Here is a 22,818-nt window from a genome sequence, read left to right on the forward strand (position 1 = left end):
ATGATCGCAGTTGCCGCCTTACCCGACTCCGGGAACTTCGCTACAGGTCTTTCTTGCGGGCCGGGGTGTCGTTAGCCGTGGGATTCCACGCGTACAAGCCGCCAGCCACAGGGAGGAACAGTAGTGCCGGAAGCCATTGGAACGCGGCTAGTAGGACGAGGGCAGCTAGCAGGACGACTAGAGCGGCTATGTTTGCAGTCTTACTCATGTCATCTCCATGCGAAGTGGTTGGCGACTATTGATAAGCGAGTCTAGCCACACTTTGCATTGGTTGCAATCATAATCTTGAAACACTCATTTTTAGTACATCTGGGTTTGAAAAACACCATGGCTTCTAGGTCGATGATGTATTTTTTGAGTGAACACGTTGGCTCAGATCAAGCTCTTTATTCTCGCAGAGTCCTGACGCAACTACACCGGTTGGATGCCGGGGAATCGTTCAAATTTTTAAAAACTTGCTTGACTTAAAAATTGATCCCTTTTAGGTTTTACTTACTCGCCCCTGTTGCTCCGGAACGATACGGAAGCTCGTGATTGGCCGTGAGCCAATGAAGACGAATCTTTTCAGGTCTCTTACTGAGGTGAAGTACGCAATGTCGAGGATGAAGAAACTTTTGGCCCAACTCTGCGTGGTAGGCGCTTTGGCGCTTTCGCTAGTTGCAGCACCTGCTGTCGCAGAAACGAATTCAGCGCAAGCTGCGGTATCTGTTCAGATCAGCTGCAAATATACGGGAGGAGTCACCAGCTGCAACATGATTGTCCCGGGTGGGTACTGCGGTTCTGGACGCGGTGTTGGCGTCGGTGTGACGACCCACCGCAAGGGCGGAATCATCGTTTCAGCCCCGCTTTTCAAACGGATTTCCTGGCAGGGAGGTCAAACCCGGAGCTACAGCATTTACGTTGGGACGACTTTCACTGCCGTGGTAACGATGGAAGGTAACACGACGACTCGTCCATACCCAACATGTTCGCTCGGTTGAACTGCCACCGACTGATTCGCAGTTGCAGAAACTGAAAGTGCCGGACGTTCGTCTCAAACTAAGACGGATGCTCGGCCCTTTCATTTCTCCGCAGGCTTCGATGGCATTTTTGCCGTCTGTGCGGATGCTCCGGGCTGGGCACTCCCGCCCACATATGGTGCATGAGCATAGAGAATCGCAACCGCGTACAAAAAGGCGTATCCACCGGTGGCCAGTTCGCCACCGAAGCCAAGTCCGAAGCAACGGGCGTAGCACTCGCTCCGGCCCGCCAGGAGTTCACCGACCCTAACGATTTGCCCCGCATTCCCGTCACTCTGATCCAACAGCGTGTCAACGATTACGACGAGGATGAAGAGGTCGCCCGGATCGAAGTGGACGGGCGCACCCTGTTTGCAGGCATGCATCGCGACGACCTGGAAGCACTGATGGAGTCGGACGAGGAGCTCGGAGAAGGCGACCCCTTCTACACGCTTGCCGTTGAGCAGGGCATCACCCGTGAATGGGATGGTCCTATTACCGTGGTTTAAAAGCCGATAACCCATGTTATGTAAAGTTATAGCTGTCGTATTGTCAGAACATGCGAACTCGCGGTCCCTTCGATAGTTCATTGATAACGCAGGTACCCTATCCCAAAATAGGCATCAGCCAGATCTAATTTCGTCCCATAGCAATGCGCTCGTAAGCTCGATGGATTCTCTTGAGGCACATGGTGAGAACCATAAGTAGATGGCCTCCTGCCGCAATAGAGAAGCACGAGACAATACGGATCATTGTCTCTTCAGCGGGATCGAGGCTTGCAGGAGCACCGACCCACTCCATAGATCCAACAACTACTAAGAAGAAAACCAGCAGCAAACCCCAAAGCATTGCCCATAGGCAGTTGAACATTATCTCGTCCAATAGTTCCAAATCAGCATCAATGATTAACGGGTTATTGGGTAAAGAGGTTCTTAACTGGAAGAGGAAAACCGCGACCGCGAATAAAAGCCCGGATACTATAGAAATGCCCGCAACAGCGTTGTCTACTTTTACCAACCTGAAGTCTAGAAACCAAGCGAGAGTGCTTACAGCTATGGGTACGCCTAGTTGCATCAAATAATCCGGGGCATGTATTTTTCCTGTTTGCCCGTTCCTGAGGGTTGTGAAATGACCTCTAGGAATTTGCCAGAGGGACAGCTTCCCCATGTTTTGCTCCTAGACTCTCGCTCCAGCGCGGCTCCCAGCTTATTTTGCCAGTTATTCCCGTAATCTCAGATAACTGCTCTACGCACTTTGCCACTAGCTCATCCACACTTAGCTGCTCCGCGTTGTCTTCGTTGAGGACCAGCCGAAAGCTCGGAGCGCCTCCGCCCTCAACTAAAAATTTCTTTTGTCGCTCACCATCGACTAGGGTGACATAAACATCTTCCTTCTCATGATCCTCGTCAACTGGAATACCAACGACTCGCTTTGCGGCACTCTTGTCAGTTGCCAACTTCCCAAGAAGATCTCGATCAAAGAAAGCACGGCGCCGCGGCCTTGCGATGTGGGATATGACCCCGACTTCGACGTGCACCCCATCTGCAGCATCGACTGACTTTCCCTCGACCCGGAGTTCGACCTCTTTCAATTTCGCATGTTCCGCCCAAGCGTCGCTTTCCGATACGGTGGAGCAGTCCATCTTGATGAGCTTTAGTAGTTCAGCTATATGTGTAGAAAACAACTGGCGAATTCGTATCCCGCCGGAGCCGCGGCGTGAAGATTCTGTCATCAAGAATGCGGAGCGTCCTCTTTCGGGAACCAAAAGAAGCGTCCGAGTTGTTCCAGTTGGTGCATGGCGAGACGAAAGCTGGAATTCCGATTCGCCGGTTTCTGAATCGACTACCTCCCCGGATTCACCGGTGGAACCCACTGAGGTTTCAACTACTACGACCCGCGAGGAATACCTGGATATACCGGTGACATTGACCCAAGTGTTCTTACTTTTATCGACGGTATCCTCTCGAGTCAGCTTGCTTAGCCAATCGGAGAATATGGCTCTGTTGCAAAAATCGTGAAGCTTGAGCATGCTTGGCGGAGATTGGACGGACGGAACGATGACGGATTTCAAGTGGCGCCATTTCCAGGGTGATGTGATCCTGTGGGCGGTGCGCTGGTATTGTCGCTATCCGATCAGCTATCGCGACCTTGAGGAAATGCTGGCGGAACGCGGCATTTCGGTCGACCATACGACGATCTATCGCTGGGTCCAGTGCTACGCCCCGGAGATGGAGAAGCGGCTGCGCTGGTTCTGGCGGCGTGGCTTTGATCCGAGCTGGCGCCTGGATGAAACCTACGTCAAGGTGCGGGGCAAGTGGACCTACCTGTACCGGGCAGTCGACAAGCGGGGCGACACGATCGATTTCTACCTGTCGCCGACCCGCAGCGCCAAGGCAGCGAAGCGGTTCCTGGGCAAGGCCCTGCGAGGCCTGAAGCACTGGGAAAAGCCTGCCACGCTCAATACCGACAAAGCGCCGAGCTATGGTGCAGCGATCACCGAATTGAAGCGCGAAGGAAAGCTGGACCGGGAGACGGCCCACCGGCAGGTGAAGTATCTCAATAACGTGATCGAGGCCGATCACGGAAAGCTCAAGATACTGATCAAGCCGGTGCGCGGTTTCAAATCGATCCCCACGGCCTATGCCACGATCAAGGGATTCGAAGTCATGCGAGCCCTGCGCAAAGGACAGGCTCGCCCCTGGTGCCTGCAGCCCGGCATCAGGGGCGAGGTGCGCCTTGTGGAGAGAGCTTTTGGCATTGGGCCCTCGGCGCTGACGGAGGCCATGGGCATGCTCAACCACCATTTCGCAGCAGCCGCCTGATCGGCGCAGAGCGACAGCCTACCTCTGACTGCCGCCAATCTTTGCAACAGAGCCCGGTGTGGCGGGCTTCGTGATGCCTGCTTGTTCTACGGCACGTTTGAAGGCGCGCTGAAAGGTCTGGTCATACATGTGATGGCGACGCACGACACCGCTCCGTGGATCGGTCGAATGCGTGTGCTGCGCAAAAACCCAGAACCACGGCCAGGAATGCCCGGCGCGCGGATACTTCCGCTCAAGGGCGTCGGGAAGCGCAACGCCGCTGCGGCCCTCGGCCTGGTCCTTCAGCCACCATGCCCGTGCACGCGACAGCTGCTCGCGCAGGCTGGGTGCCAAGCTCTCGGGTAACATCAAGGCCCGATCCTTGGAGCCCTTGCCCTCCCGCACGATGATCGTGCCGTGATCGAAATCCAGATCCTTGACCCGCAGTTGCAAACCCTCACTGATCCGCATGCCCGTTCCATACAGAAGCTGGGCGAACAAACGATGCTCGCCTTCCAGAAAACCGAGGATGCGAACCACTTCATCCGGGGTCAGCACCACCGGCAAGCGCCGCGACGGCCGAGGTCTTCCGATCTCCTGAAGCCAGGGCAGATCCGTGCACAGCACCTTGCCGTAGAAGAACAGCAAGGCCGCCAATGCCTGACGATGCGTGGAGACCGAAACCTTGCGCTCGTTCGCCAGCCAGGACAGAAATGCCTCGACTTCGCTGCTGCCCAAGGTTGCCGGGTGACGCACACCGTGGAAACGGATGAAGGCACGAACCCAGTGGACATAAGCCTGTTCGGTTCGTAAACTGTAATGCAAGTAGCGTATGCGCTCACGCAACTGGTCCAGAACCTTGACCGAACGCAGCGGTGGTAACGGCGCAGTGGCGGTTTTCATGGCTTGTTATGACTGTTTTTTTGTACAGTCTATGCCTCGGGCATCCAAGCAGCAAGCGCGTTACGCCGTGGGTCGATGTTTGATGTTATGGAGCAGCAACGATGTTACGCAGCAGGGTGACGGTGTTCGGCATTCTGAATCTCACCGAGGACTCCTTCTTCGATGAGAGCCGGCGGCTAGACCCCGCCGGCGCTGTCACCGCGGCGATCGAAATGCTGCGAGTCGGATCAGACGTCGTGGATGTCGGACCGGCCGCCAGCCATCCGGACGCGAGGCCTGTATCGCCGGCCGATGAGATCAGACGTATTGCGCCGCTCTTAGACGCCCTGTCCGATCAGATGCACCGTGTTTCAATCGACAGCTTCCAACCGGAAACCCAGCGCTATGCGCTCAAGCGCGGCGTGGGCTACCTGAACGATATCCAAGGATTTCCTGACCCTGCGCTCTATCCCGATATTGCTGAGGCGGACTGCAGGCTGGTGGTTATGCACTCAGCGCAGCGGGATGGCATCGCCACCCGCACCGGTCACCTTCGACCCGAAGACGCGCTCGACGAGATTGTGCGGTTCTTCGAGGCGCGGGTTTCCGCCTTGCGACGGAGCGGGGTCGCTGCCGACCGGCTCATCCTCGATCCGGGGATGGGATTTTTCTTGAGCCCCGCACCGGAAACATCGCTGCACGTGCTGTCGAACCTTCAAAAGCTGAAGTCGGCGTTGGGGCTTCCGCTATTGGTCTCGGTGTCGCGGAAATCCTTCTTGGGCGCCACCGTTGGCCTTCCTGTAAAGGATCTGGGTCCAGCGAGCCTTGCGGCGGAACTTCACGCGATCGGCAATGGCGCTGACTACGTCCGCACCCACGCGCCTGGAGATCTGCGAAGCGCAATCACCATCTCGGAAACCCTCGCGAAATTTCGCAGTCGCGACGCCAGAGACCGAGGGTTAGATCATGCCTAGCATTCACCTTCCGGCCGCCCGCTAGCGGACCCTGGTCAGGTTCCGCGAAGGTGGGCGCAGACATGCTGGGCTCGTCAGGATCAAACTGCACTATGAGGCGGCGGTTCATACCGCGCCAGGGGAGCGAATGGACAGCGAGGAGCCTCCGAACGTTCGGGTCGCCTGCTCGGGTGATATCGACGAGGTTGTGCGGCTGATGCACGACGCTGCGGCGTGGATGTCCGCCAAGGGAACGCCCGCCTGGGACGTCGCGCGGATCGACCGGACATTCGCGGAGACCTTCGTCCTGAGATCCGAGCTCCTAGTCGCGAGTTGCAGCGACGGCATCGTCGGCTGTTGCACCTTGTCGGCCGAGGATCCCGAGTTCTGGCCCGACGCCCTCAAGGGGGAGGCCGCATATCTGCACAAGCTCGCGGTGCGACGGACACATGCGGGCCGGGGCTCTGTTGCAAAAATCGTGAAGCTTGAGCATGCTTGGCGGAGATTGGACGGACGGAACGATGACGGATTTCAAGTGGCGCCATTTCCAGGGTGATGTGATCCTGTGGGCGGTGCGCTGGTATTGTCGCTATCCGATCAGCTATCGCGACCTTGAGGAAATGCTGGCGGAACGCGGCATTTCGGTCGACCATACGACGATCTATCGCTGGGTCCAGTGCTACGCCCCGGAGATGGAGAAGCGGCTGCGCTGGTTCTGGCGGCGTGGCTTTGATCCGAGCTGGCGCCTGGATGAAACCTACGTCAAGGTGCGGGGCAAGTGGACCTACCTGTACCGGGCAGTCGACAAGCGGGGCGACACGATCGATTTCTACCTGTCGCCGACCCGCAGCGCCAAGGCAGCGAAGCGGTTCCTGGGCAAGGCCCTGCGAGGCCTGAAGCACTGGGAAAAGCCTGCCACGCTCAATACCGACAAAGCGCCGAGCTATGGTGCAGCGATCACCGAATTGAAGCGCGAAGGAAAGCTGGACCGGGAGACGGCCCACCGGCAGGTGAAGTATCTCAATAACGTGATCGAGGCCGATCACGGAAAGCTCAAGATACTGATCAAGCCGGTGCGCGGTTTCAAATCGATCCCCACGGCCTATGCCACGATCAAGGGATTCGAAGTCATGCGAGCCCTGCGCAAAGGACAGGCTCGCCCCTGGTGCCTGCAGCCCGGCATCAGGGGCGAGGTGCGCCTTGTGGAGAGAGCTTTTGGCATTGGGCCCTCGGCGCTGACGGAGGCCATGGGCATGCTCAACCACCATTTCGCAGCAGCCGCCTGATCGGCGCAGAGCGACAGCCTACCTCTGACTGCCGCCAATCTTTGCAACAGAGCCGAGAATATATCTAGGAGATCGCTACCCAGAAGATCAGCCGGTGCGAAAACACGGCCAGCTCCTTCACTCTTACCCTTCTCACGAAAAGTTAATTCATGAATCGTAAGCACTCTTCTGGCCATCTGCTCCCCCACAATAATCGAATCTAAATCTCAAGAGAAACCTACAGCATCAGACCCACATTCAGGGATATTCGATCAGAGTATGGATGCTCGGAAAATCTTTAAGCACATGAAGTAACTGCACGGCTCGGTTGTGTCTAAATCGTTCGTTTATGACACACCAAACCGTGCGCTCTGCTGAAAAGCAAGGACAGTTGAAAAATCAACAGATTTTTAGGCGTGCTTCGCCGCAAAACTCAGTGTCACAAACTATGTGCCGATACACACCTGTTCGCACGAGTATTGATACATTTGGATACATGGGACACCTCCTCGGGTACGCCAGAGTCTCTACCGGCGACCAAGATGCACAACTTCAGCTCGATGCGCTCACTGCAGCAGGCTGCTATCGCATCTTCACCGACACCGCCTCCGGGGCCCTCGAGTCACGTCCCGAACTCGATAAACTCCTGGACCAGATACGGCCAGGCGACACTTTGGTGGTCTGGAGGCTCGATCGACTCGGTCGCTCCATTCGCCACCTGATCAATCACATGGACGCGCTGCAGCAACAAGGCATTGAGTTCAAATCCCTGCAGGAGAACATCGACACCAGCTCCTCCGGCGGACGACTCGTCTTCAACATCTTCGCTTCACTCGCCGAATTCGAAAGAGACCTTATCCGCGAACGCACCAACGCCGGGCTCCAAGCAGCCCGAGCCCGCGGCCGCACTGGCGGACGACCACCATCCCTGTCCCCCGACAAACTACGCACCGCCAAAAGACTTTATGAACAGAAGGACATGACAGTTGCGCAAATAGGCGAAGTTCTAGGTGTCAGCCGTAGCACGGTTTACCGGGCGTTGGGTAAAGCACCGGAATAGCAAAGACAACTGAAGCACTCAATCACCAATAGCCTTCTTGACTAATACAGCCAGCCGCAATGCCATTTTCGGCCAGATCTGCTTACGCTCTATGCTGGCCATAACTTGGTTACGAAAAATCGCGAAACGAGGATCCGGCCTTCCATCGCCTCTAGCAGTTCCTCCATCCATAATTGCGGAACAGTCCAGAAGCGTCTCAAAAATCGAAGAGCCGCCAAAGTTCACTGTTCCAGCTATGCGCAATCAGCTTCCACGGAACATGATAAGTGGACGAATAAGACACCTCATACTGACCTGCCCTCAGTATTCTCCGCTCGTTTCCAGATCCTAACCCGGAGTAGAGCCCCACTCGGCAGCACGCTAATGAAATCGAGGAAATCACTACTATCAACCGATGATGGACGAAGGAGCGATCGGTGCCGTTTGCCACAGAAAGCCCCAAGAAGCGGGTTGTGGCATATTTGGAATCGTTAATTTACCATGTAATATTATTACAACTTGGGATTTCTGGGGTCAAAAATACATGGGGGGCAACAACTTGGCCGACTTTAATATGGACACAGCGGTACGACTACACACAGCATTGCTACCGCTCACAGAGCCCCTGCACGAGGCCTTTGCTCTGGCTGTGATTGATGCGCAAACTTATATCCCGCCATACAAAAATGCCGGACGCATGGCTCACCTTCGATCTGGAGTGATTCGTGCCGGTGTTCGTGAACACTTAACCAATGCCCCTGCAGCCAGTTGGTCGCTCGGTGGAAACCCTGAACTTATGGGACAGATTTCACTCGTTCACAAGGAAGAGGGCATCACCATGCGTCTACTCAAGTCTGCGAAGCAGACCGCAGGGGTCCCTCACGCCGGTTCAAATCTCACACGCCGAGCATATTGGCGAAATACGCCCATGCTCGAATTCGAAACCGGCACACTTTTCCCAGATCCAGGCTTTCACCGCCTTCTCGCACTCTGGACACCGCAAAACGACGGTACTGTTTCACTTCGAGTCGTACGACCCATCAAGGAAGGTCGATATGGAGGCACCGTGGAAGTCGATTTCGCAATGGAACTGGCGCCCAACCGAAGCGACTTTGAGCAACTCGAATTCGTCGGCGAGCCTGCTCACGAAGAAGACCTATTCAATCCCCAAGTAGCGGAGGACGAAATTTCAGGTGAGGAGGGTGTCTAACGAGCCAGGTGTCCGCCTACTAACGTTGAGGCATCTACTCGGCATCAGCCAGGCCGAACTTTCACTGGCAACAGGAATCAGCCAAGCGCAGATTTCACTCATGGAAAGAGGGGACCGAACTCTTTCACCCACTGCAGCACAGTCCATTGCCTTCGCGACCAACACCCCTATCACTTTTTTTGAGATGGATGCTCAGCCATTGCCAGGACCCCTTACCTACCGAAAGTTGGCCTCAGCAGGAGCAAAGGCTGCGGTCGAAGCCCGGTTCAACGAAATCGAGCGTATCGCAAATCATATGGGTACTGCTGTCGATTTCGTTCGCCCAAACCTGCCCCGCGCAGCTGCCACTGAGGAGTCACTCATCACTGGCGAAGACATGGAATTCTACGCGAAAGCTACACGCACAGCTCTAGGGCTGAACACCGAAACCCCAGTGCTTAACCTGACCCGTTCATTGGAACGAAAGGGAGTTATCGTTGTTCCCATTTCCGACCGATCTGAAGATCTTTTTCCCAAGCACGAGGGTCTTTCGCGGCCCACTTATCCCAGCCATCGCCCGTTCATAACATATGTGAGTGGCGGTTCTGGTGACCGCGAGAGGTTCAGTAAGGCCCATGAGCTCGGCCATTTGATCCTCCATGGCGATCGCATCCTGCTAGACGAGAAGGCCAAAGAACAGGAAGCGAACGAATTTGCCGGCGCATTCCTTCTACCGAAAAAATCCATGCAGAATGAGATCAGCGAGACTCTTAACCTGAGCGGCTACCTCAAACTCAAAGCCACTTGGGGTGTATCTATCCAGGCAATCATTGCCCGTGGGCACAAACTCGGGCTCCTAAGCGACACCAGACGGAAATCACTCATGGTGCAACTTTCGTACAAAGGTTGGCGTAAGGAAGAGCCCGTCAAAGTTGCCCCTGAAGAACCTATACTCCTCCGACAAATGTTGACTAGGATGTTCGGTTCCACTCCATACACCAAGGCAGCGCAAAAACTCGGAATTTCACCCAAGTTTCTCCGACTTTGGGCTCCTGGGGCAGAGGAAAATAATGCCTCAGAAGGCACACCACATGTAACCTCCCGCGAAGAAGACAACAACGTGGTGCAACTCTTCGGAACACGTAGAAACTAAGCCATTTAGGGCACGTATAGGATCTCAACTGCGAAGCATACGGATACATCCGCTGACTTGGGACTTCAGTGGACACCTACGAGATAAAATGATCAGTTAAAGCAGAATCCCGGCCGTTTGATCGGCCTTCAGAAGAAGACTACAGGGACGGTTCCGGGATGTTCTCTTTCATTCTAGACGAATCGGATGTTGATGGCCAACCTACAAACGTGGAGTTTCCATGAGCTTCATTTTGGGACCGCACGCTTAAGGCACTACCTTGACGAATGCGGTGAGAATCAAGATCTAGCTATGCAGCTTTACGAGTGGAATACAGAAATTTCGGCTGCTTTCTGGGAATCATTCACTCACCTCGAGGTGGCGCTGCGCAATGCCATTGACCGACAGATGACTGTTCGGCACATAACCAAAGGGCGCGCGGGGCATTGGATATTTGATGACGCACGCGAACTCGGCCGGGATCGAGGGCGGGGATCTCGCCGCCATGCATACCCCTATGCTGATATCGATACCGCCATTGGACGTGTTCGAAAGAACGGGATGCCACTGGACTCAGGACAGATCATCTCAGAAATCTCCTTTGGTTTCTGGCACCAAATGGTGTCAAAGAGTCAAATGTTCCTGTGGCCCGATTTGGTAGGAGCCTTTCCTCATATGAAAAGCCGTAACCAAGCCCTTGTCAGCGCTAAGGTTGAATCACTCAGGTCGTTGCGAAACAGGATAGGGCACCATCATCGAATTTGGGCCGCAGATCTGCCTGCAAGATTTTCCGACCTCCACACCTTGTCCGGATACATAGACCCAGACTTGGAAACATGGATCGAAGAAAACAGTCGTGTGCCAACACTTTTGACTAGTCGCCCTAGAGCTACCTAGAAAAAATCATTCCGAAAGAATGCCCCTTACCTATAGGTATCCGCATAGAGATTCTTCACCCATCGCGTAATAGCAGAGTTTTTCACTAAACGAGTCATGCTCGCAGTTTTCTCTCAACGCTGAGAATTCTTCACCGCGAACAAGACGCAGGGCAACTTCCTTAGGAACCAAACTCTGAGCCCACAGCGCGCATAGCCGATTGATCGGACAACACGTCCTGGAAATAAGATCGGGGCGTCGTAAGAACCTTTACCACAAGAATGGATAAGACCGCAGTCGAATGCTAAATTTTTCCAAAAACATACCCTTAAATCTTCCAATCAAAATGTCGGAAAGGCAGTGAAAATTTGATAAGTGACTACCTCCGAGTTATCCAACGGTTCAGCGAAGAGATTGAGGAAGGCACACAATGGCCACGGACGCGCTGCCCCTCATGCCGGGAAGGATACGTGAAGTGGGGTAAGCCAGAAACCGCTGAAAACAAAATTTCTCGTAGCTACCGAGGACATGACGCATGGGAGCCAGAATGGATTTCCGGAACGATGCAACTTAGCGGTCGTTGCGAAAATAGCGAGTGCGAACAGATTGTCACGGCGGTCGGAAGTTTTAGAGTGGATGTATCTCGTGATCGACCGATAAATGATCCGGACGAAGGATATCAAGGTCAAAGGTACTCCGAATTTTACAAGATTGATTACTTTAACCCTCCTTTGCTCCTAATAACGTTGCCGGAAGATATACCTAGGGATGTGCGTCGAGCTATCGATAGAGCCCGCCCCCTAGTCTTCGTAGACCCAAGCTTCGCAGCAACTGCCCTACGAAATTCTGTCGAATGCTTTTTAAGCAACGAGGGCGTACCAGCACGCAACTCCAAAGGCTCATACACGCCATTGCACCAAAGAATCAAACAATGGAAAACGAAAACGGGTAATCAGAAGGTCGCAGAATTACTACAAGCAGTCAAGTGGATTGGCAACGAGGGAACTCATGAGGGAACATCCCTCACAGTTCAGGAAATACTTGTCAGCTTGGAATTCATTGAGGCAGCCTTCCACGAGCTCCTAGTTGCACCTGGAATTAGCCAAAGAGTTCAAACTGTAAATCAATCGAAGGGGCGCTTTGGCTAAATTACTACCATCGCCGCTAATTGACCACATCTTATAATCGACGTCTTCCATTGAGGACAATGTATCTCAACCTAAGAGTTGTAACACGCCTTGTTGGATGCCACTCCCCTGAAGAAAATCCGCGAGAAATCAATGCTCCACTATTCTTACAACTATGTGTTGCAACTGACGGCCTAAAATCGTGTCGCCGTCGTTAGTTGCGAGACACTTTTAGCGGGCCACGGTCAGTGCGGATCGGCTATGCTGCGTTTCGACCAAAGACCAAACCCTTCAGTAGCCTCTGAACCCGATCGTAGGGGTCGTCCTGTGCGATGACCCCGTCGTCCACGGCCAGCCTAAAAAGCTGGGCCGCGCGGATTGAACAACATCCTTATCGCTCTGCACTCGGACGATACCTTGGCGATTCCAACCTTTGACCGTCACTGGCTGTGGACTCACAAAATGCTCGATCATACTGGATTTAGAGACCAAGCATGAACACTGACTGGAATTAGCTGCTAGATTCCGAAAATTTATGAATCACGACCAAGAATTATGTTCTTTTGAGCCTCAAACTCGGACTCGCTTAGGTGTCCAGCTTCCTTCATTTTTATCAGCCTTTCCAACTTTCCAAGCAAGTCGTCATCCGAAGATCCACTCAAATTATTTTGTGTTCCCTGCGTTGGCGTCGCAGTAGTATCACCAGAAGGTGTCGTACTTACCGGCGCGACTGTTTCGCTGCTGGCACGTACTGCTGATTCGATTTTCGCGCACCAGCCGAACGCATCGGTTCTCGCCTTGAGGTAGGCAGGATTATTTTTAGGTAGCCCACTGCCAGGAGCATCGAGAAAAGTTATCTCGATCAAGGACCATCGGGCATCGTTAAGGCTGAGGCGCAATAGAACTTTGTTCACGTGCTCCCGACTTGTCTTAGAAGTACCTAAGCCACCGATGACGGCTCCTGTCCCTCCTGCGATTGCTCCACCTACAATGGCGGAACCGATCTGACGACCACGCCCAGCAGGCGTTACCGTAATTCCGTCTTCAACTACATCAACGCCAATTACGGAGGTATGGTCTAAGAGCATCCCTGAGGTATACGAGGGACGAAATAGATATGCCTGCCCTTTGCTCCCCTGCCCCAACACATGACCATCACTTGCTTGGCTGAGGATCGGCCCACTCACGCCTTCGTCAAGAAGCCACTTCACACGAAGAGGGCGCATCTGATCGATATTGCTTTGCGTTTTGACTTGCTGTTTAGTGGGCTTCCCAGCCTGCATAATTAGGCCAACGACCACAAAGACTACGAGTAGAGCAAGAATAATTTCCAATGACCCATCCTGAATGGCAAAAGTTCCAGGCGTAGGAACTTTGTGAATAATCAAAATCTGATTATCCCTGATCATGCGATGAGTTTTCTAAAACGACGGCAGGTCAACAAATTTAGAGTCGGTGCGTGTCGCACCTTCCTTAGGGTTACTGATAACCCTTAGACTGCTGTCATGACTATCAAACGGCGACCTCGTGGGACGCTCCATGAGCCTACATCCATTGGGTGGAAGGTTGAGAAGGCCAGCAAAGATCGTTTTGCTGAGCTTGCTGAGAAGTCGGGATATACAAGCGCCGCTTTTTTTGACCTCATGGTGAAAACAGTCGAACTTGATAGCCGAGGTATCCCAACGTGGGTTCCTCAGGAACTCGAAAAGGACCAGCTGCCTATCGACAAGCCTTAAACAGAAAAGCCCGCGCAAAGCGCGGGACTGAAATTCTGAATCCGATCTGAACACTTTGCCGAGTACAGCAGATCGAGATTTACCACGAAGCTTCCGGTTACCAGCCGGACGCTCCCCTTCCTTTACCCTCCAAAGAGAAAAGGACTTATGTGTCTATAGTAGCGCCTCCGCGCGCCCAATCAAGCACCAGCACCCCCGAAACGCCGCAAAACACCGCGATCCACACCACAAAACCACGCTGGTGCACCCGCCCCACCGACGGCCGCATCGCCGCCATCCTCGCCCACACCGCCAAACGACACCGCCCCTTTACCAAGGCAGAAACCCCCGAAGGATTCACTGTCAAGGGGAAAAGCCAGTTCAACGCGGCCAAAGAAGCCCTCGCCACCAAACACGCCCACACCCCCGCCCCGATACACATCAAGCGGGTCTCCCGTGCCCAGGAAACCTCGCCTCGCGCGATTGCCTGGGCCATCCCCACTGGCAGCAAGAAAATCGACCACACCGCCCAAGCCTGGCGCGCCACACGCACCCTCGACGCACTGCTCGAACGCCGCGCAGACTGCAAACGCAACATCCTCGCCGTCCTCTGGGTACTCCTTCGCTACACCGACCACGAGAGCATGACGGTGCGCATCACCTGGGACACCATCGCTTCTAAAGCACGCGTATCCCGCTCCACCGTAGGCAACGCTCTCAAATTCCTACGCACCCACGGCATCCTCGGCATCGTCGCCTCCGGCCGCAGCGCACAATACGCCGCCAAAGCTGGCCAGCCAGCGACCAACGAAGCCCCCGTCTACGTCGTGTGCCGCCCCATCGGCCTCGGACTCCGCCCCCAGGACTCCGAAGACACGACCACAACCCGCCAGACCCACCACACCCCCAACAACACGGCCTGTGGAAATAACTTAGAACCCCTCCCCGTAGGGGGGTTAACCACTTACGAAGTAAGTTCCTACACGCGCACGCGCGAGAAAAACACTCACAATGAGCCGCTACGCGGCACTGAAAAGATTTTTGGGCACGGCTCCGCCGTGCGAACTCACCACAGCGATGATCGACCAGTCGAACTGTGGCCAGCTCACAGAACTATCAGCTCTAGAGGACAGGGGTTATCGGCTGCCGCTGAAATCTTGCGTCGAATGCCAGATTTTGCCCGTTTTTCCAAGAAAAACGTGCTCAACATGTTCAAGCCATTCTTCAATGCCGGATGGACAATCGCAGATATCCAGCACGCCTTGGAATGGCGCACCACACCAGGCCTGCACGGCAAGGAAGCCTGGGGAGTACTCCCCCAGCACAACCGTGAAACTCAGTCCTACATCGACTACTGCCGGATCTTGCGCGCAGCGATCCTGCACCGCATGAACCAATGGCGCACCGCCACCGGAGAAATCATGCTCAGCCGATCCCAGCGAGCAGCAGCCGCCAGCAGCCACGCGCGCGCCGCCGCCCGAGCCGCCGCCGAACGCCGCGCCCAGCAAGCCGCGCAGCGCCCGCAGCTGCGCACCACGGCCTCCCGAGGTGCCGCAGCCGCACGCGCCGCCCTGGCCGCCGCACGCCGAACCAGGGCATGTTCCTAGCCTCCTGCCCACATGGGCACGAAAAAAGCCCTCCCGCTCCGCTGCTTTTTTCGCACACATGGTGGACAGCAGGAACCAATCGACCGACCGAACACAAGCCACACGCTCAGAACTCGAGTCAGCACACGATATGCGAGCATGGCATGTGCACGGATCTCTAGAAAGCAGCACTCATGACACGAAACCCATAACAAGCAACGCACTATCTCACCCAAGCGCGCGCTGCAATCATCTTTGGACTCATCTACCTGGTATTCCTTTCATCACGCCAGGACGTGACGGCTGGATCTACACAAGCGCCGCAGGAACAATCCTCGTGATGGGCGCGGCCGCACGCGGCCACTACCGACTTAGCCAAGAAAACCAACCACAAACAACCGAACTACGTTGGTTATACGAAGCTGTCATCCTCGGGTTCTTCGTATCTTTCGCTGCTGCGATAGGTCGAAATATCACCTAGATCTCGTAACTTCATAACACCTCGCGCACAGACCAAGAACCAGTGCGCGGATGCTCCACCAGCTCCCAGGTCACAAGATCCGACCTGGGATTAGCGCCAAGCCGCACCTGCACCAGCCACACCGCATAATCAATCCGGTCAGCGCTGCCCTTCTTAATAGTGAAGCTCGTATCTTCCCACCACTTCACTCGTTCATAATGATGGGTAGGTTCCACGACAACCTGCCAGACCCGACCGCCCCGCCGAATCTTCCAAGGCGCGGAGGCCGTCGTAAAAATAACATCAACAAGCTCGACAGACATAACGAGCTAACCGTACTCCCCTGGCCTGACGAATAAGCAAAAGCCCTGCGAACAAAAAAGTTTGATACTTTGCTATTCATATAGCTTGAAAGTTTGCTAGCAAGCTATTATGCTTGTAATCAAGATAGGAAAATATCTTGCAAGCAAACTTGCAAGTAAGTTTTCAAGTTTGTAAGTTTGTGTGCACAAGGATTTGTGTACAAGGATTAGGAGGCAGAAATGGCTACCACTATTGCGCTTGTGCAGACCAAGGGCGGCGTGGGCAAGACAACTAGCTCGATTTACCTCGCCTGTGCGCTGATCGACTTAGGGTATACGGTCGAGCTTTGGGATACAGATATGCAGGGCTCTGCAACAGAATGGGCCGAAGACGCTCATGATGCAGGTACACCACTGCCGTTCCCCGTCGAGATCGTGAACATCGCCAAGCTGAAGAGGCTCGCAGGGAAGAGCGCCAAGGATTTCGTCATCATTGACACTCCCCCAGGCGATCCGGCGACTATCGACGCGGCGATCAAGGCTGCCGATGTAGTCATCATGCCAACCGAGCCGGCCGTTATGGATCTAAAGCGACTCGTTGCCACGAACGCGAACCTGCCGACCGATACTGCACGCATCGCCCTTTTCACTAAGGTCAATGAGCAAACGGTCGCGCTCCGAGACAGCTTGGAATACCTAGAAGATAGCGACCTGGCCCTATTCAATACACGAATCAAGCACCGCCAAGCATTCAAGACCATTCCAGGTGAAATTCCGGCCGACCTGATGGGCTATGAAGAAGTCGCCAAAGAACTAATGGAGGCACTGTCATGAGCAGCCTTAAAGACAAGATGAAGCCAGCCGCGAAAACCGCAACTCAAAAGGCGGGTTCAGTGAGCGAGAGTTTCAGGACTCCTGAAACACCTGAGCAGGACATGAAGCCGCTCAACGTGAGGATTCCAAAAGAGCTTCATACCCAAATCAAGCTCTACGCCGCTGCTAACGACATCAAGCAACAGGTTCTCGTGGCGCAAGCCATCCAGGAATTCCTAGAGAAGCACTCCTAAGCCGCTCATGAGACAATAGACTAACTTCCTTTCCTTGGAAGTAAACCGAACCCGACCGCCTTCCTATGCGGTCGGGTTCACTTTTTGCGCCCATAATCCTGCGTCGGGTTTTCCTTGCCCCGATGCCCGATTGTTGCACGTCTGAAAGCCCAGTCAAGGGCGCTGCGCGTCGCTACGCGATGGGCTAAAGCCCACCCCTGACAGAACTTTCAGACGTGCAGTTTGGCATGTATCGGAACAAGGGGAACCCATGCAATCATGCGCAAATGTTGCGTTGACCTGTCAGGCAAGTTTTCTACCATGCTTGAAAGCTAGCAAAAATCTTTCAAGAAAAACAGCAAACTAGCTTGCTAGCAAGCTAGCAAACTGCTAGAATTGAAGTATCAACAGGGGATAGGAACTCCACCGGAAAGCCCGGCAGAGCCCCGGTTGAAAACCAAGGAAAGGCAGTCACAATGACTAGCACCGTATTCACTGGCCCGAACCTGCCATGCGATGACCGCACGGGGGACGGCTATGACTACATCGACACGGCCGAGAAGGCCGGTTGGACGGTCATCTCGCAGTGGGGAGGCGAAGGCTACGACTTCGGCGCATGGCCCTACATCATCGGCTTCGCCCGTCAGGCCACGGATACCAAGGGAAATCGCCACTTCGGCTATGGTCTTTACGTCGAAGGTGACACTACCACCAAGTATTTCGACAACGTGGAAGCATGCAAGGAAGCCATAGACCGCGACGCGCATTTCTTCTGGAAAACCGGACAAAGCGACGGCCCTAAATGGGTTCCCGAAGAATTTGAGAAGCTACCCGCAAAATATCGCGGACTTCCCAACGACTAGCTGACAGCCCCGCCGAAAGGCGGGGCAACCTACCCCTGAAAGTAGATCCCCAATGGCCATAGTCGCCCCATATGCCGTACTCAATTGCCCAGCGACTCAGATCCTCGGCTTCTACGGCACTGAAGAAGAAGCAACCGCAGCAGCAGCAGAATTCGGGCAATGCAGTTTCGCCTATAAGCTCAGCCCCCAAGAAATCACCGCACTTGAAGCCCAGGACTAGCGCCCAGGAGAAAAGCCATGAAAAACCCCGTCACCGTCTATAGCAAGCCTTCTTGCGTCCAGTGCAACGCCACCTACAGGGCTCTAGACAAAAAAGGTGTCGAGTACCAGACAATCGACATCAGCAAGAATGCCGAAGCGCTCGAATATGTCCGCTCATTGGGATACATGCAAGCCCCGGTAGTGGTCACAGGCCAAGAACACTGGTCAGGATTCCGGCCGGATAAGATCGAGAGCCTCTAAGCGGGTTTTCCTTGCCCCGATGCCCGATTGTTGCACGTCTGAAAGCCCAGTCAAGGGCGCTGCGCGTCGCTACGCGATGGGCTAAAGCCCACCCCTGACAGAACTTTCAGACGTGCAGTTTGGCATGTATCGGAACAAGGGGAACCCATGCAATCATGCGCAAATGTTGCGTTGACCTGTCAGGCAAGTTTTCTACCATGCTTGAAAGCTAGCAAAAATCTTTCAAGAAAAACAGCAAACTAGCTTGCTAGCAAGCTAGCAAACTGCTAGAATTGAAGTATCAACAGGGGATAGGAACTCCACCGGAAAGCCCGGCAGAGCCCCGGTTGAAAACCAAGGAAAGGCAGTCACAATGACTAGCATCTCAAGCAACGCAGGCATCGCAGCCGCCGTTCGCGCCAGCCTCAAGTTCGACCCGCAAGAATCCGTAGCCCTTATGCTCTGCACCGAGGGTGCCGTGCTGGCCACCCTGCGCGTCGACCTCGTGGCCGATGGGCAGGTAGCCCACTGGATCAACGCAATTCGCGGAATCCTCGGCAAGGTGTCCGCTGGCAACGCCATCGACGCAACTATCCTGGTTGCTTACGACGAGCGAGGACAGCTCAAGGGCACCCAGTACGACGCACTGGAAGACCTACTAATGGAGGTCGGCGCACCGATTCGGCGCGCGGTGCTCGTTGCCAACGGCCAAATCCAGGACTTCCATGGTGACGGAACCGACGCAGTTCCCTACGCAGAGGTTGAAGCCGAAGCCATCACCCTCGAGCACCGACTGATCGGCAAGAACCCACTGCGCGCCAAGGACATCGAGCACTGCGAAGAATCCAGCATCGAGGTGCAGGCCATCGCAGGAGCCCGAGTGGCCGAAATCAGGAACATGGGAACCGACCTTGCGGAAATCGCCCCCAAGATCGGCCATGAAATGGCTGTCCAGATTGCGATCTACCGCGAAGCCGGGGAAGTGACCGAGGAAGTCGCCGGATGGCTTGCCGGAACGTTCCATGTGAAGGCCGGCCGAGACCTAGCTGTGATGTCCAGGGACGTTGTTGAGTCGGTCGAAGGGTACGCCGCCAATCGCAGAGTGGTGTCGGTGGTGGTTGTAGAAGTGGAGCCAGCCGGGCAGCGCCAGGCGTCGTTCGGCCTCTGAACCGTAAAACCTGGCATAGGCCCAGCCGTCCCCGAGCGTGCGGTGGAATCGCTCGATCTTCCCGTTCGTCTGCGGCCGGTAGGGGCGTGTCCGCTTGTGTCGGATGCCGAGCCGAGCGCAGAAGTCCCTCCATGCGTGGGATCTGTATGCCGACCCGTTGTCGGATAGGACTCGCTCGACGGTCACGCCTCGTTCGGCGAACCAGGCCACGGCGCGTTCGAGAACTCCCACCGCTGTGCTCGCCTGCTCATCCGACCAGATTTCTGCGTATGCGACGCGGGAGTGGTCGTCGATGACTGTGTGAACGAACGCCGTCCCGGTGCGCGGCTTGTGATCTTTTCCTCGTGGTAATCCCGGAGTCGCGAGCTTGTTCCGTGCGCCTTGCTGCCGACCTACGTAACGATGTCCACCGCCGTCGGGGATGTTGCCGAACTTCGTGACATCGACATGAATCAACGATCCCGGATGAGGATGCTCATATCGCCGCAATGGCTCGCCAGTGACACGATCGATATGCGAGAGGCGGTTCACGCGGCAACGGACGAGGACCGCGTGAACAGTCGACGTCGAGAGACCAAGTCGCGCAGCGATCTGGGCTGGCCCCAGTCGAAGCCGCCAGCGCAGGTTGATGATCTTCTTCTTGACATGCTCGGGCGTCCTGCCTGGGATCCGGTGCGGCTTGCTGGAGCGATCCTGCATCCCAAACTCACCCTCTTCCCGGTAGCGGCCTGCCCATTTCCGGGCAGTGATCGGGGAGACCATGAACATCTTTGCGGCGATCGTGGCCGGATAGCCGTCTTCGACAATCAGCCGGGCTAACCGGAGACGGGCACGAGGAGTGAGAAGAGCGTTCGGATGGGTCATCAATTGGCCTCCGCCGCGGTCTTCGTAAGCGCGCGTCTGGTGAGAAGCATGATGACGAGAGCGATCGCTGTCAGCACCGAAGCGACCCAAACCGGCGCGAGCAGCCCCAGCCCGGTCGCGAGCCCGAGCGCACCAAGCACGGGCCCCGCTGCAGCTCCGATATTCAATGCTGCGGTTGCGTACGAACCGCCCATCGTTGGCGCACCCGATGCTGCATACAGCACACGCGTGATCAGAGTACTGCCGACGCCGAACGACAGGAATCCCTGAACGAGGACGAGGACGATAAGCGCGACGGGATGAGATGCGACCACTGCCAACACGATCCAGCCTGTCAGCAATAGCGGTCCGCCGACTGCGAGCACGAGGCCAGGTCGTTGATCTGATAGTCGTCCTGCGATCGTGACGCCAAGGAACGATCCGATGCCGAACATCACCAGCGCGACGGACACCCACGCTTCGGCCAAGCCCGCGGTCTCGGTCACGATGGGTGCCAGGAAGGTGAATGCCGCAAAGGTCCCTCCGTTGATCAGCGCTCCGAGTACCATGGCCAGGATGAGCCGCGGCGTCGCCAACTGGCTGAGCTCGACACGGAGCCTTGGTGAGGTCGCGCTAGTCTCGCTCCGACCAACATTGTTCGTGACGCCACGAATGACTCCAACGGCCGCAGGAATACAGAGGATGGCGATCGCCCAGAACGTCGTTCGCCAGCCCAGCGCTGTGCCGAGCAGTGCCCCGGCGGGGACGCCCACGACGGTTGCGATCGTCGTGCCGGAGAGCAGGATCGACAGTGCACGCCCCTTCTGGTTCGCTGGCACGAGGGTAGTGGCCATGCTCAGTGCTACGGCGAGGAGTCCTGCGTTTGCGAGAGCGCTGAGCACCCGGGTGATGAGCAGGAGAGAGAACACTGGTGTCATCGCTCCGATGACGTGGCTTCCCGCGAACACGAGAAGGCAAACGATCAATGTGAGCCGCGGTGGCCAACGGCGAGCGAATGCCGCCATCACTGGCGCGCCGACGACCATACCGACTGCGAATGCGGAGGTCAGCAGGCCCGCAGTGCCGACCGAGACGTCAAGTTCGGTCGCGATCGCGGGGAGCAATCCCGCGAGCATGAATTCTGAAGTGCCCATGACGAAGACCGCCAGGGCAAGCATGTAGAGGGCAAAAGGCATCGAGTACTCCGAGGTGTGAGATCAAGAAATGGTTCTTCTTGTCACCACGGCCAGCGCCCCGGGTACGCCAGACATACGCCCACACAGATCGTGGGCGTCGTAACTAGTGGTTCAAGGGGCTGGCGGTGTGACCGACAACCCCTGACCTGTCTGATTCGGGACTCGACATGCCCTAAACTCTAACATGCCTTCAATGGCGAGCGGTCTGGACAGATACTTCTTGAATCGGCACGGTGTCATTACGGGCGGGGGCCAGAACAACGTCCCTAGACATCACATCTAGATGGCGGTCGTCTACAGCGGCGCAATCTTTTAACCAAAGTGGACAGCGCGTCCGCGATCAGTCCCCGCTCCCCTGATCGTCGAAGGCAGTAGCGTCGTGACGGTTTCGATGCGCGTGATGATCGCGAGGGATGGCTACAAGCACCTCCTGCGCACGGTCGCGGCCAAGGACGACGACCGCGAGCCAACCCCGTAGGGCCGGCAAAGTAGTTGCGTTTCGATCGGGTAGTTTCTGCGGTTCCCAGATTACGGGCTTAAGGGTCGTTCGTGCTGTCCGCACAGGCCTCAGTCAACCTGCGTCTCGATGCAGTAGCGTCGCAGTTCTGCGATCATCGCGGTCTTGGGGGTGCTGACGAAGCGGAACGCATGGCTGAAACGGACGCGCATTCCTCCAGCCTCGAGGTAGCCGTCGCAGGAAGCGCGTCGTCCGTGGGTGACGACAGAAATGACCTCCACCCGCTCGGGAGAACGGCGGGCGCACCTCTCGGGCTGCACTGGGGCCGCTGTGTGTGGATTTCTCGATGAGCGTCCAGCTCATGTCATCGGCAAGCCACTCGGAGAGGGCCTCCAGCTCTCCCTTGGCCCGGTTCACAACGAAGTCTCCGTCAACGCACTTCCGTGAAGACTCATGGTGCTATGGCTCGATCCGATGCG

Annotated in this window: 23 protein-coding genes and 2 pseudogenes; 16 read left to right on the forward strand and 9 right to left on the reverse strand. The window is 55.7% G+C overall.

Annotated elements, in window-relative coordinates; all coding sequences use genetic code 11:
- Positions 1–1,141 precede the first annotated feature (1,141 nt).
- Positions 1,142–1,507: a hypothetical protein gene (locus JQN66_RS17915; RefSeq protein WP_204677775.1), complete on the forward strand. Its 366-nt coding sequence runs from the start codon at positions 1,142–1,144 to the stop codon at positions 1,505–1,507.
- A gap of 124 nt (positions 1,508–1,631) precedes the next feature.
- On the opposite strand, the gene JQN66_RS17920 is transcribed toward JQN66_RS17915, so the two are convergent.
- Positions 1,632–2,165 (reverse strand): hypothetical protein, encoded by a 534-nt coding sequence (locus JQN66_RS17920; protein WP_204677777.1) that lies wholly within the window; start codon positions 2,163–2,165, stop codon positions 1,632–1,634.
- On the reverse strand, positions 2,134–3,069 hold the full coding sequence (locus tag JQN66_RS17925) for a hypothetical protein (protein WP_204677779.1): 936 nt from the start codon (positions 3,067–3,069) through the stop codon (positions 2,134–2,136). The genes JQN66_RS17920 and JQN66_RS17925 overlap by 32 nt, the downstream gene beginning before the upstream one ends.
- Between JQN66_RS17925 and JQN66_RS17930 the strand changes: the two genes are divergently transcribed.
- Entirely contained in the window at positions 3,056–3,820 is a 765-nt protein-coding gene (locus JQN66_RS17930; RefSeq protein ID WP_001389365.1) for an IS6-like element IS6100 family transposase, read from the forward strand. The two genes, JQN66_RS17925 and JQN66_RS17930, sit on opposite strands and share 14 nt — an antisense overlap.
- Before the next feature lie 54 nt (positions 3,821–3,874).
- Here JQN66_RS17930 and intI1 read toward each other — a convergent pair.
- Positions 3,875–4,702, reverse strand: a pseudogene (intI1, locus tag JQN66_RS17935) (class 1 integron integrase IntI1); the annotation flags it as partial.
- Between the two features lie 101 nt (positions 4,703–4,803).
- Between intI1 and sul1 the strand changes: the two are divergent.
- From sul1 to JQN66_RS17975, 8 genes and pseudogenes are all read left to right on the forward strand, one after another.
- Positions 4,804–5,655, forward strand: coding sequence for a sulfonamide-resistant dihydropteroate synthase Sul1 (gene sul1 / locus JQN66_RS17940; protein WP_031966051.1), 852 nt, complete (start codon positions 4,804–4,806; stop codon positions 5,653–5,655).
- Positions 5,656–5,782: 127 nt separating this feature from the next.
- Positions 5,783–6,136, forward strand: a pseudogene (locus tag JQN66_RS17945) (hypothetical protein); the annotation flags it as partial.
- A gap of 19 nt (positions 6,137–6,155) precedes the next feature.
- Entirely contained in the window at positions 6,156–6,920 is a 765-nt protein-coding gene (locus JQN66_RS17950) for an IS6-like element IS6100 family transposase (RefSeq protein ID WP_001389365.1), read from the forward strand.
- A 475-nt stretch (positions 6,921–7,395) separates the two neighbouring features.
- Entirely contained in the window at positions 7,396–7,959 is a 564-nt protein-coding gene (locus JQN66_RS17955; RefSeq protein WP_204677781.1) for a recombinase family protein, read from the forward strand.
- Positions 7,960–8,353: 394 nt separating this feature from the next.
- The gene (locus JQN66_RS17960; RefSeq protein ID WP_204677783.1) at positions 8,354–9,148 is read left to right on the forward strand and encodes a hypothetical protein; all 795 of its coding nucleotides are present in this window, start codon (positions 8,354–8,356) and stop codon (positions 9,146–9,148) included.
- Positions 9,141–10,280, forward strand: coding sequence for a helix-turn-helix domain-containing protein (locus JQN66_RS17965; protein WP_204677701.1), 1,140 nt, complete (start codon positions 9,141–9,143; stop codon positions 10,278–10,280). The genes JQN66_RS17960 and JQN66_RS17965 overlap by 8 nt, the downstream gene beginning before the upstream one ends.
- A 192-nt stretch (positions 10,281–10,472) precedes the next feature.
- On the forward strand, positions 10,473–11,156 hold the full coding sequence (locus JQN66_RS17970; protein WP_204677703.1) for an Abi family protein: 684 nt from the start codon (positions 10,473–10,475) through the stop codon (positions 11,154–11,156).
- A gap of 449 nt (positions 11,157–11,605) precedes the next feature.
- Positions 11,606–12,283 (forward strand): DUF4145 domain-containing protein, encoded by a 678-nt coding sequence (locus tag JQN66_RS17975; RefSeq protein WP_204677705.1) that lies wholly within the window; start codon positions 11,606–11,608, stop codon positions 12,281–12,283.
- Positions 12,284–12,795: 512 nt separating this feature from the next.
- On the opposite strand, the gene JQN66_RS17980 is transcribed toward JQN66_RS17975, so the two are convergent.
- Complete coding sequence (locus tag JQN66_RS17980; protein WP_204677707.1) at positions 12,796–13,671, reverse strand: SHOCT domain-containing protein; 876 nt, start codon at positions 13,669–13,671, stop codon at positions 12,796–12,798.
- Positions 13,672–14,147: 476 nt separating this feature from the next.
- Here JQN66_RS17980 and JQN66_RS17985 point away from each other — a divergent pair, with 476 nt between their 5' ends.
- Positions 14,148–15,584 (forward strand): hypothetical protein, encoded by a 1,437-nt coding sequence (locus tag JQN66_RS17985; protein ID WP_204677709.1) that lies wholly within the window; start codon positions 14,148–14,150, stop codon positions 15,582–15,584.
- Between the two features lie 471 nt (positions 15,585–16,055).
- Here the strand turns inward: JQN66_RS17985 and JQN66_RS17990 are convergent, their stop codons facing one another.
- Positions 16,056–16,346, reverse strand: coding sequence for a hypothetical protein (locus JQN66_RS17990; RefSeq protein WP_204677711.1), 291 nt, complete (start codon positions 16,344–16,346; stop codon positions 16,056–16,058).
- A gap of 219 nt (positions 16,347–16,565) precedes the next feature.
- On the opposite strand from JQN66_RS17990, the gene JQN66_RS17995 reads away from it, so the two are divergent.
- The 5 genes from JQN66_RS17995 (at position 16,566) to nrdH (ending at position 18,696) form a co-directional block, all read left to right on the forward strand.
- Positions 16,566–17,159 carry a ParA family protein gene (locus JQN66_RS17995; protein ID WP_204677713.1) on the forward strand — a complete coding sequence of 198 codons (594 nt, stop codon included), beginning with the start codon at positions 16,566–16,568 and terminating at the stop codon, positions 17,157–17,159.
- Positions 17,156–17,392: a toxin-antitoxin system HicB family antitoxin gene (locus tag JQN66_RS18000; protein ID WP_204677715.1), complete on the forward strand. Its 237-nt coding sequence runs from the start codon at positions 17,156–17,158 to the stop codon at positions 17,390–17,392. The genes JQN66_RS17995 and JQN66_RS18000 overlap by 4 nt, the downstream gene beginning before the upstream one ends.
- A 455-nt stretch (positions 17,393–17,847) precedes the next feature.
- Complete coding sequence (locus JQN66_RS18005; RefSeq protein ID WP_204677717.1) at positions 17,848–18,234, forward strand: hypothetical protein; 387 nt, start codon at positions 17,848–17,850, stop codon at positions 18,232–18,234.
- A 52-nt stretch (positions 18,235–18,286) separates the two neighbouring features.
- On the forward strand, positions 18,287–18,454 hold the full coding sequence (locus JQN66_RS18010; RefSeq protein ID WP_204677719.1) for a hypothetical protein: 168 nt from the start codon (positions 18,287–18,289) through the stop codon (positions 18,452–18,454).
- A 17-nt stretch (positions 18,455–18,471) separates the two neighbouring features.
- Positions 18,472–18,696 carry a glutaredoxin-like protein NrdH gene (gene nrdH, locus JQN66_RS18015; protein WP_204677721.1) on the forward strand — a complete coding sequence of 75 codons (225 nt, stop codon included), beginning with the start codon at positions 18,472–18,474 and terminating at the stop codon, positions 18,694–18,696.
- 1,021 nt (positions 18,697–19,717) lie between these two features.
- On the opposite strand, the gene JQN66_RS18020 is transcribed toward nrdH, so the two are convergent.
- From JQN66_RS18020 to JQN66_RS18035, 4 genes are all read right to left on the reverse strand, one after another.
- The gene (locus JQN66_RS18020) at positions 19,718–20,707 is read right to left on the reverse strand and encodes an IS481-like element IS5564 family transposase (protein ID WP_167380529.1); all 990 of its coding nucleotides are present in this window, start codon (positions 20,705–20,707) and stop codon (positions 19,718–19,720) included.
- The gene (cmx, locus tag JQN66_RS18025; RefSeq protein WP_204677723.1) at positions 20,707–21,882 is read right to left on the reverse strand and encodes a chloramphenicol efflux MFS transporter Cmx; all 1,176 of its coding nucleotides are present in this window, start codon (positions 21,880–21,882) and stop codon (positions 20,707–20,709) included. Before cmx ends, JQN66_RS18020 begins: the two co-directional genes overlap by 1 nt.
- A 21-nt stretch (positions 21,883–21,903) precedes the next feature.
- Positions 21,904–21,957: a chloramphenicol resistance leader peptide gene (locus tag JQN66_RS18750; protein ID WP_011113070.1), complete on the reverse strand. Its 54-nt coding sequence runs from the start codon at positions 21,955–21,957 to the stop codon at positions 21,904–21,906.
- A 492-nt stretch (positions 21,958–22,449) separates the two neighbouring features.
- Positions 22,450–22,659, reverse strand: coding sequence for a hypothetical protein (locus tag JQN66_RS18035; RefSeq protein ID WP_204677726.1), 210 nt, complete (start codon positions 22,657–22,659; stop codon positions 22,450–22,452).
- Positions 22,660–22,818 lie beyond the last annotated feature (159 nt).

It is taken from the genome of Glutamicibacter protophormiae (genome assembly GCF_016894325.1).
In the GTDB taxonomy this organism is placed as follows: Bacteria; Actinomycetota; Actinomycetes; order Actinomycetales; family Micrococcaceae; genus Glutamicibacter; species Glutamicibacter protophormiae.

Coding starts and splice junctions, on each gene's coding strand:
- JQN66_RS18005 (WP_204677717.1), top strand. CDS start 17,848: ATGACTAGCACCGTATTCACTGGCCCGAACCTGCCATGCGATGACCGC.
- JQN66_RS17950 (WP_001389365.1), top strand. CDS start 6,156: ATGACGGATTTCAAGTGGCGCCATTTCCAGGGTGATGTGATCCTGTGG.
- JQN66_RS17980 (WP_204677707.1), bottom strand. CDS start 13,671: ATGATCAGGGATAATCAGATTTTGATTATTCACAAAGTTCCTACGCCT.
- JQN66_RS17920 (WP_204677777.1), bottom strand. CDS start 2,165: ATGGGGAAGCTGTCCCTCTGGCAAATTCCTAGAGGTCATTTCACAACC.
- JQN66_RS17960 (WP_204677783.1), top strand. CDS start 8,354: ATGATGGACGAAGGAGCGATCGGTGCCGTTTGCCACAGAAAGCCCCAA.
- JQN66_RS18020 (WP_167380529.1), bottom strand. CDS start 20,707: ATGACCCATCCGAACGCTCTTCTCACTCCTCGTGCCCGTCTCCGGTTA.
- JQN66_RS17930 (WP_001389365.1), top strand. CDS start 3,056: ATGACGGATTTCAAGTGGCGCCATTTCCAGGGTGATGTGATCCTGTGG.
- JQN66_RS17970 (WP_204677703.1), top strand. CDS start 10,473: ATGGCCAACCTACAAACGTGGAGTTTCCATGAGCTTCATTTTGGGACC.
- cmx (WP_204677723.1), bottom strand. CDS start 21,882: ATGCCTTTTGCCCTCTACATGCTTGCCCTGGCGGTCTTCGTCATGGGC.
- JQN66_RS17955 (WP_204677781.1), top strand. CDS start 7,396: ATGGGACACCTCCTCGGGTACGCCAGAGTCTCTACCGGCGACCAAGAT.
- sul1 (WP_031966051.1), top strand. CDS start 4,804: ATGTTACGCAGCAGGGTGACGGTGTTCGGCATTCTGAATCTCACCGAG.
- JQN66_RS17995 (WP_204677713.1), top strand. CDS start 16,566: ATGGCTACCACTATTGCGCTTGTGCAGACCAAGGGCGGCGTGGGCAAG.
- JQN66_RS17990 (WP_204677711.1), bottom strand. CDS start 16,346: ATGTCTGTCGAGCTTGTTGATGTTATTTTTACGACGGCCTCCGCGCCT.
- nrdH (WP_204677721.1), top strand. CDS start 18,472: ATGAAAAACCCCGTCACCGTCTATAGCAAGCCTTCTTGCGTCCAGTGC.
- JQN66_RS18000 (WP_204677715.1), top strand. CDS start 17,156: ATGAGCAGCCTTAAAGACAAGATGAAGCCAGCCGCGAAAACCGCAACT.
- JQN66_RS17915 (WP_204677775.1), top strand. CDS start 1,142: ATGAGCATAGAGAATCGCAACCGCGTACAAAAAGGCGTATCCACCGGT.
- JQN66_RS18010 (WP_204677719.1), top strand. CDS start 18,287: ATGGCCATAGTCGCCCCATATGCCGTACTCAATTGCCCAGCGACTCAG.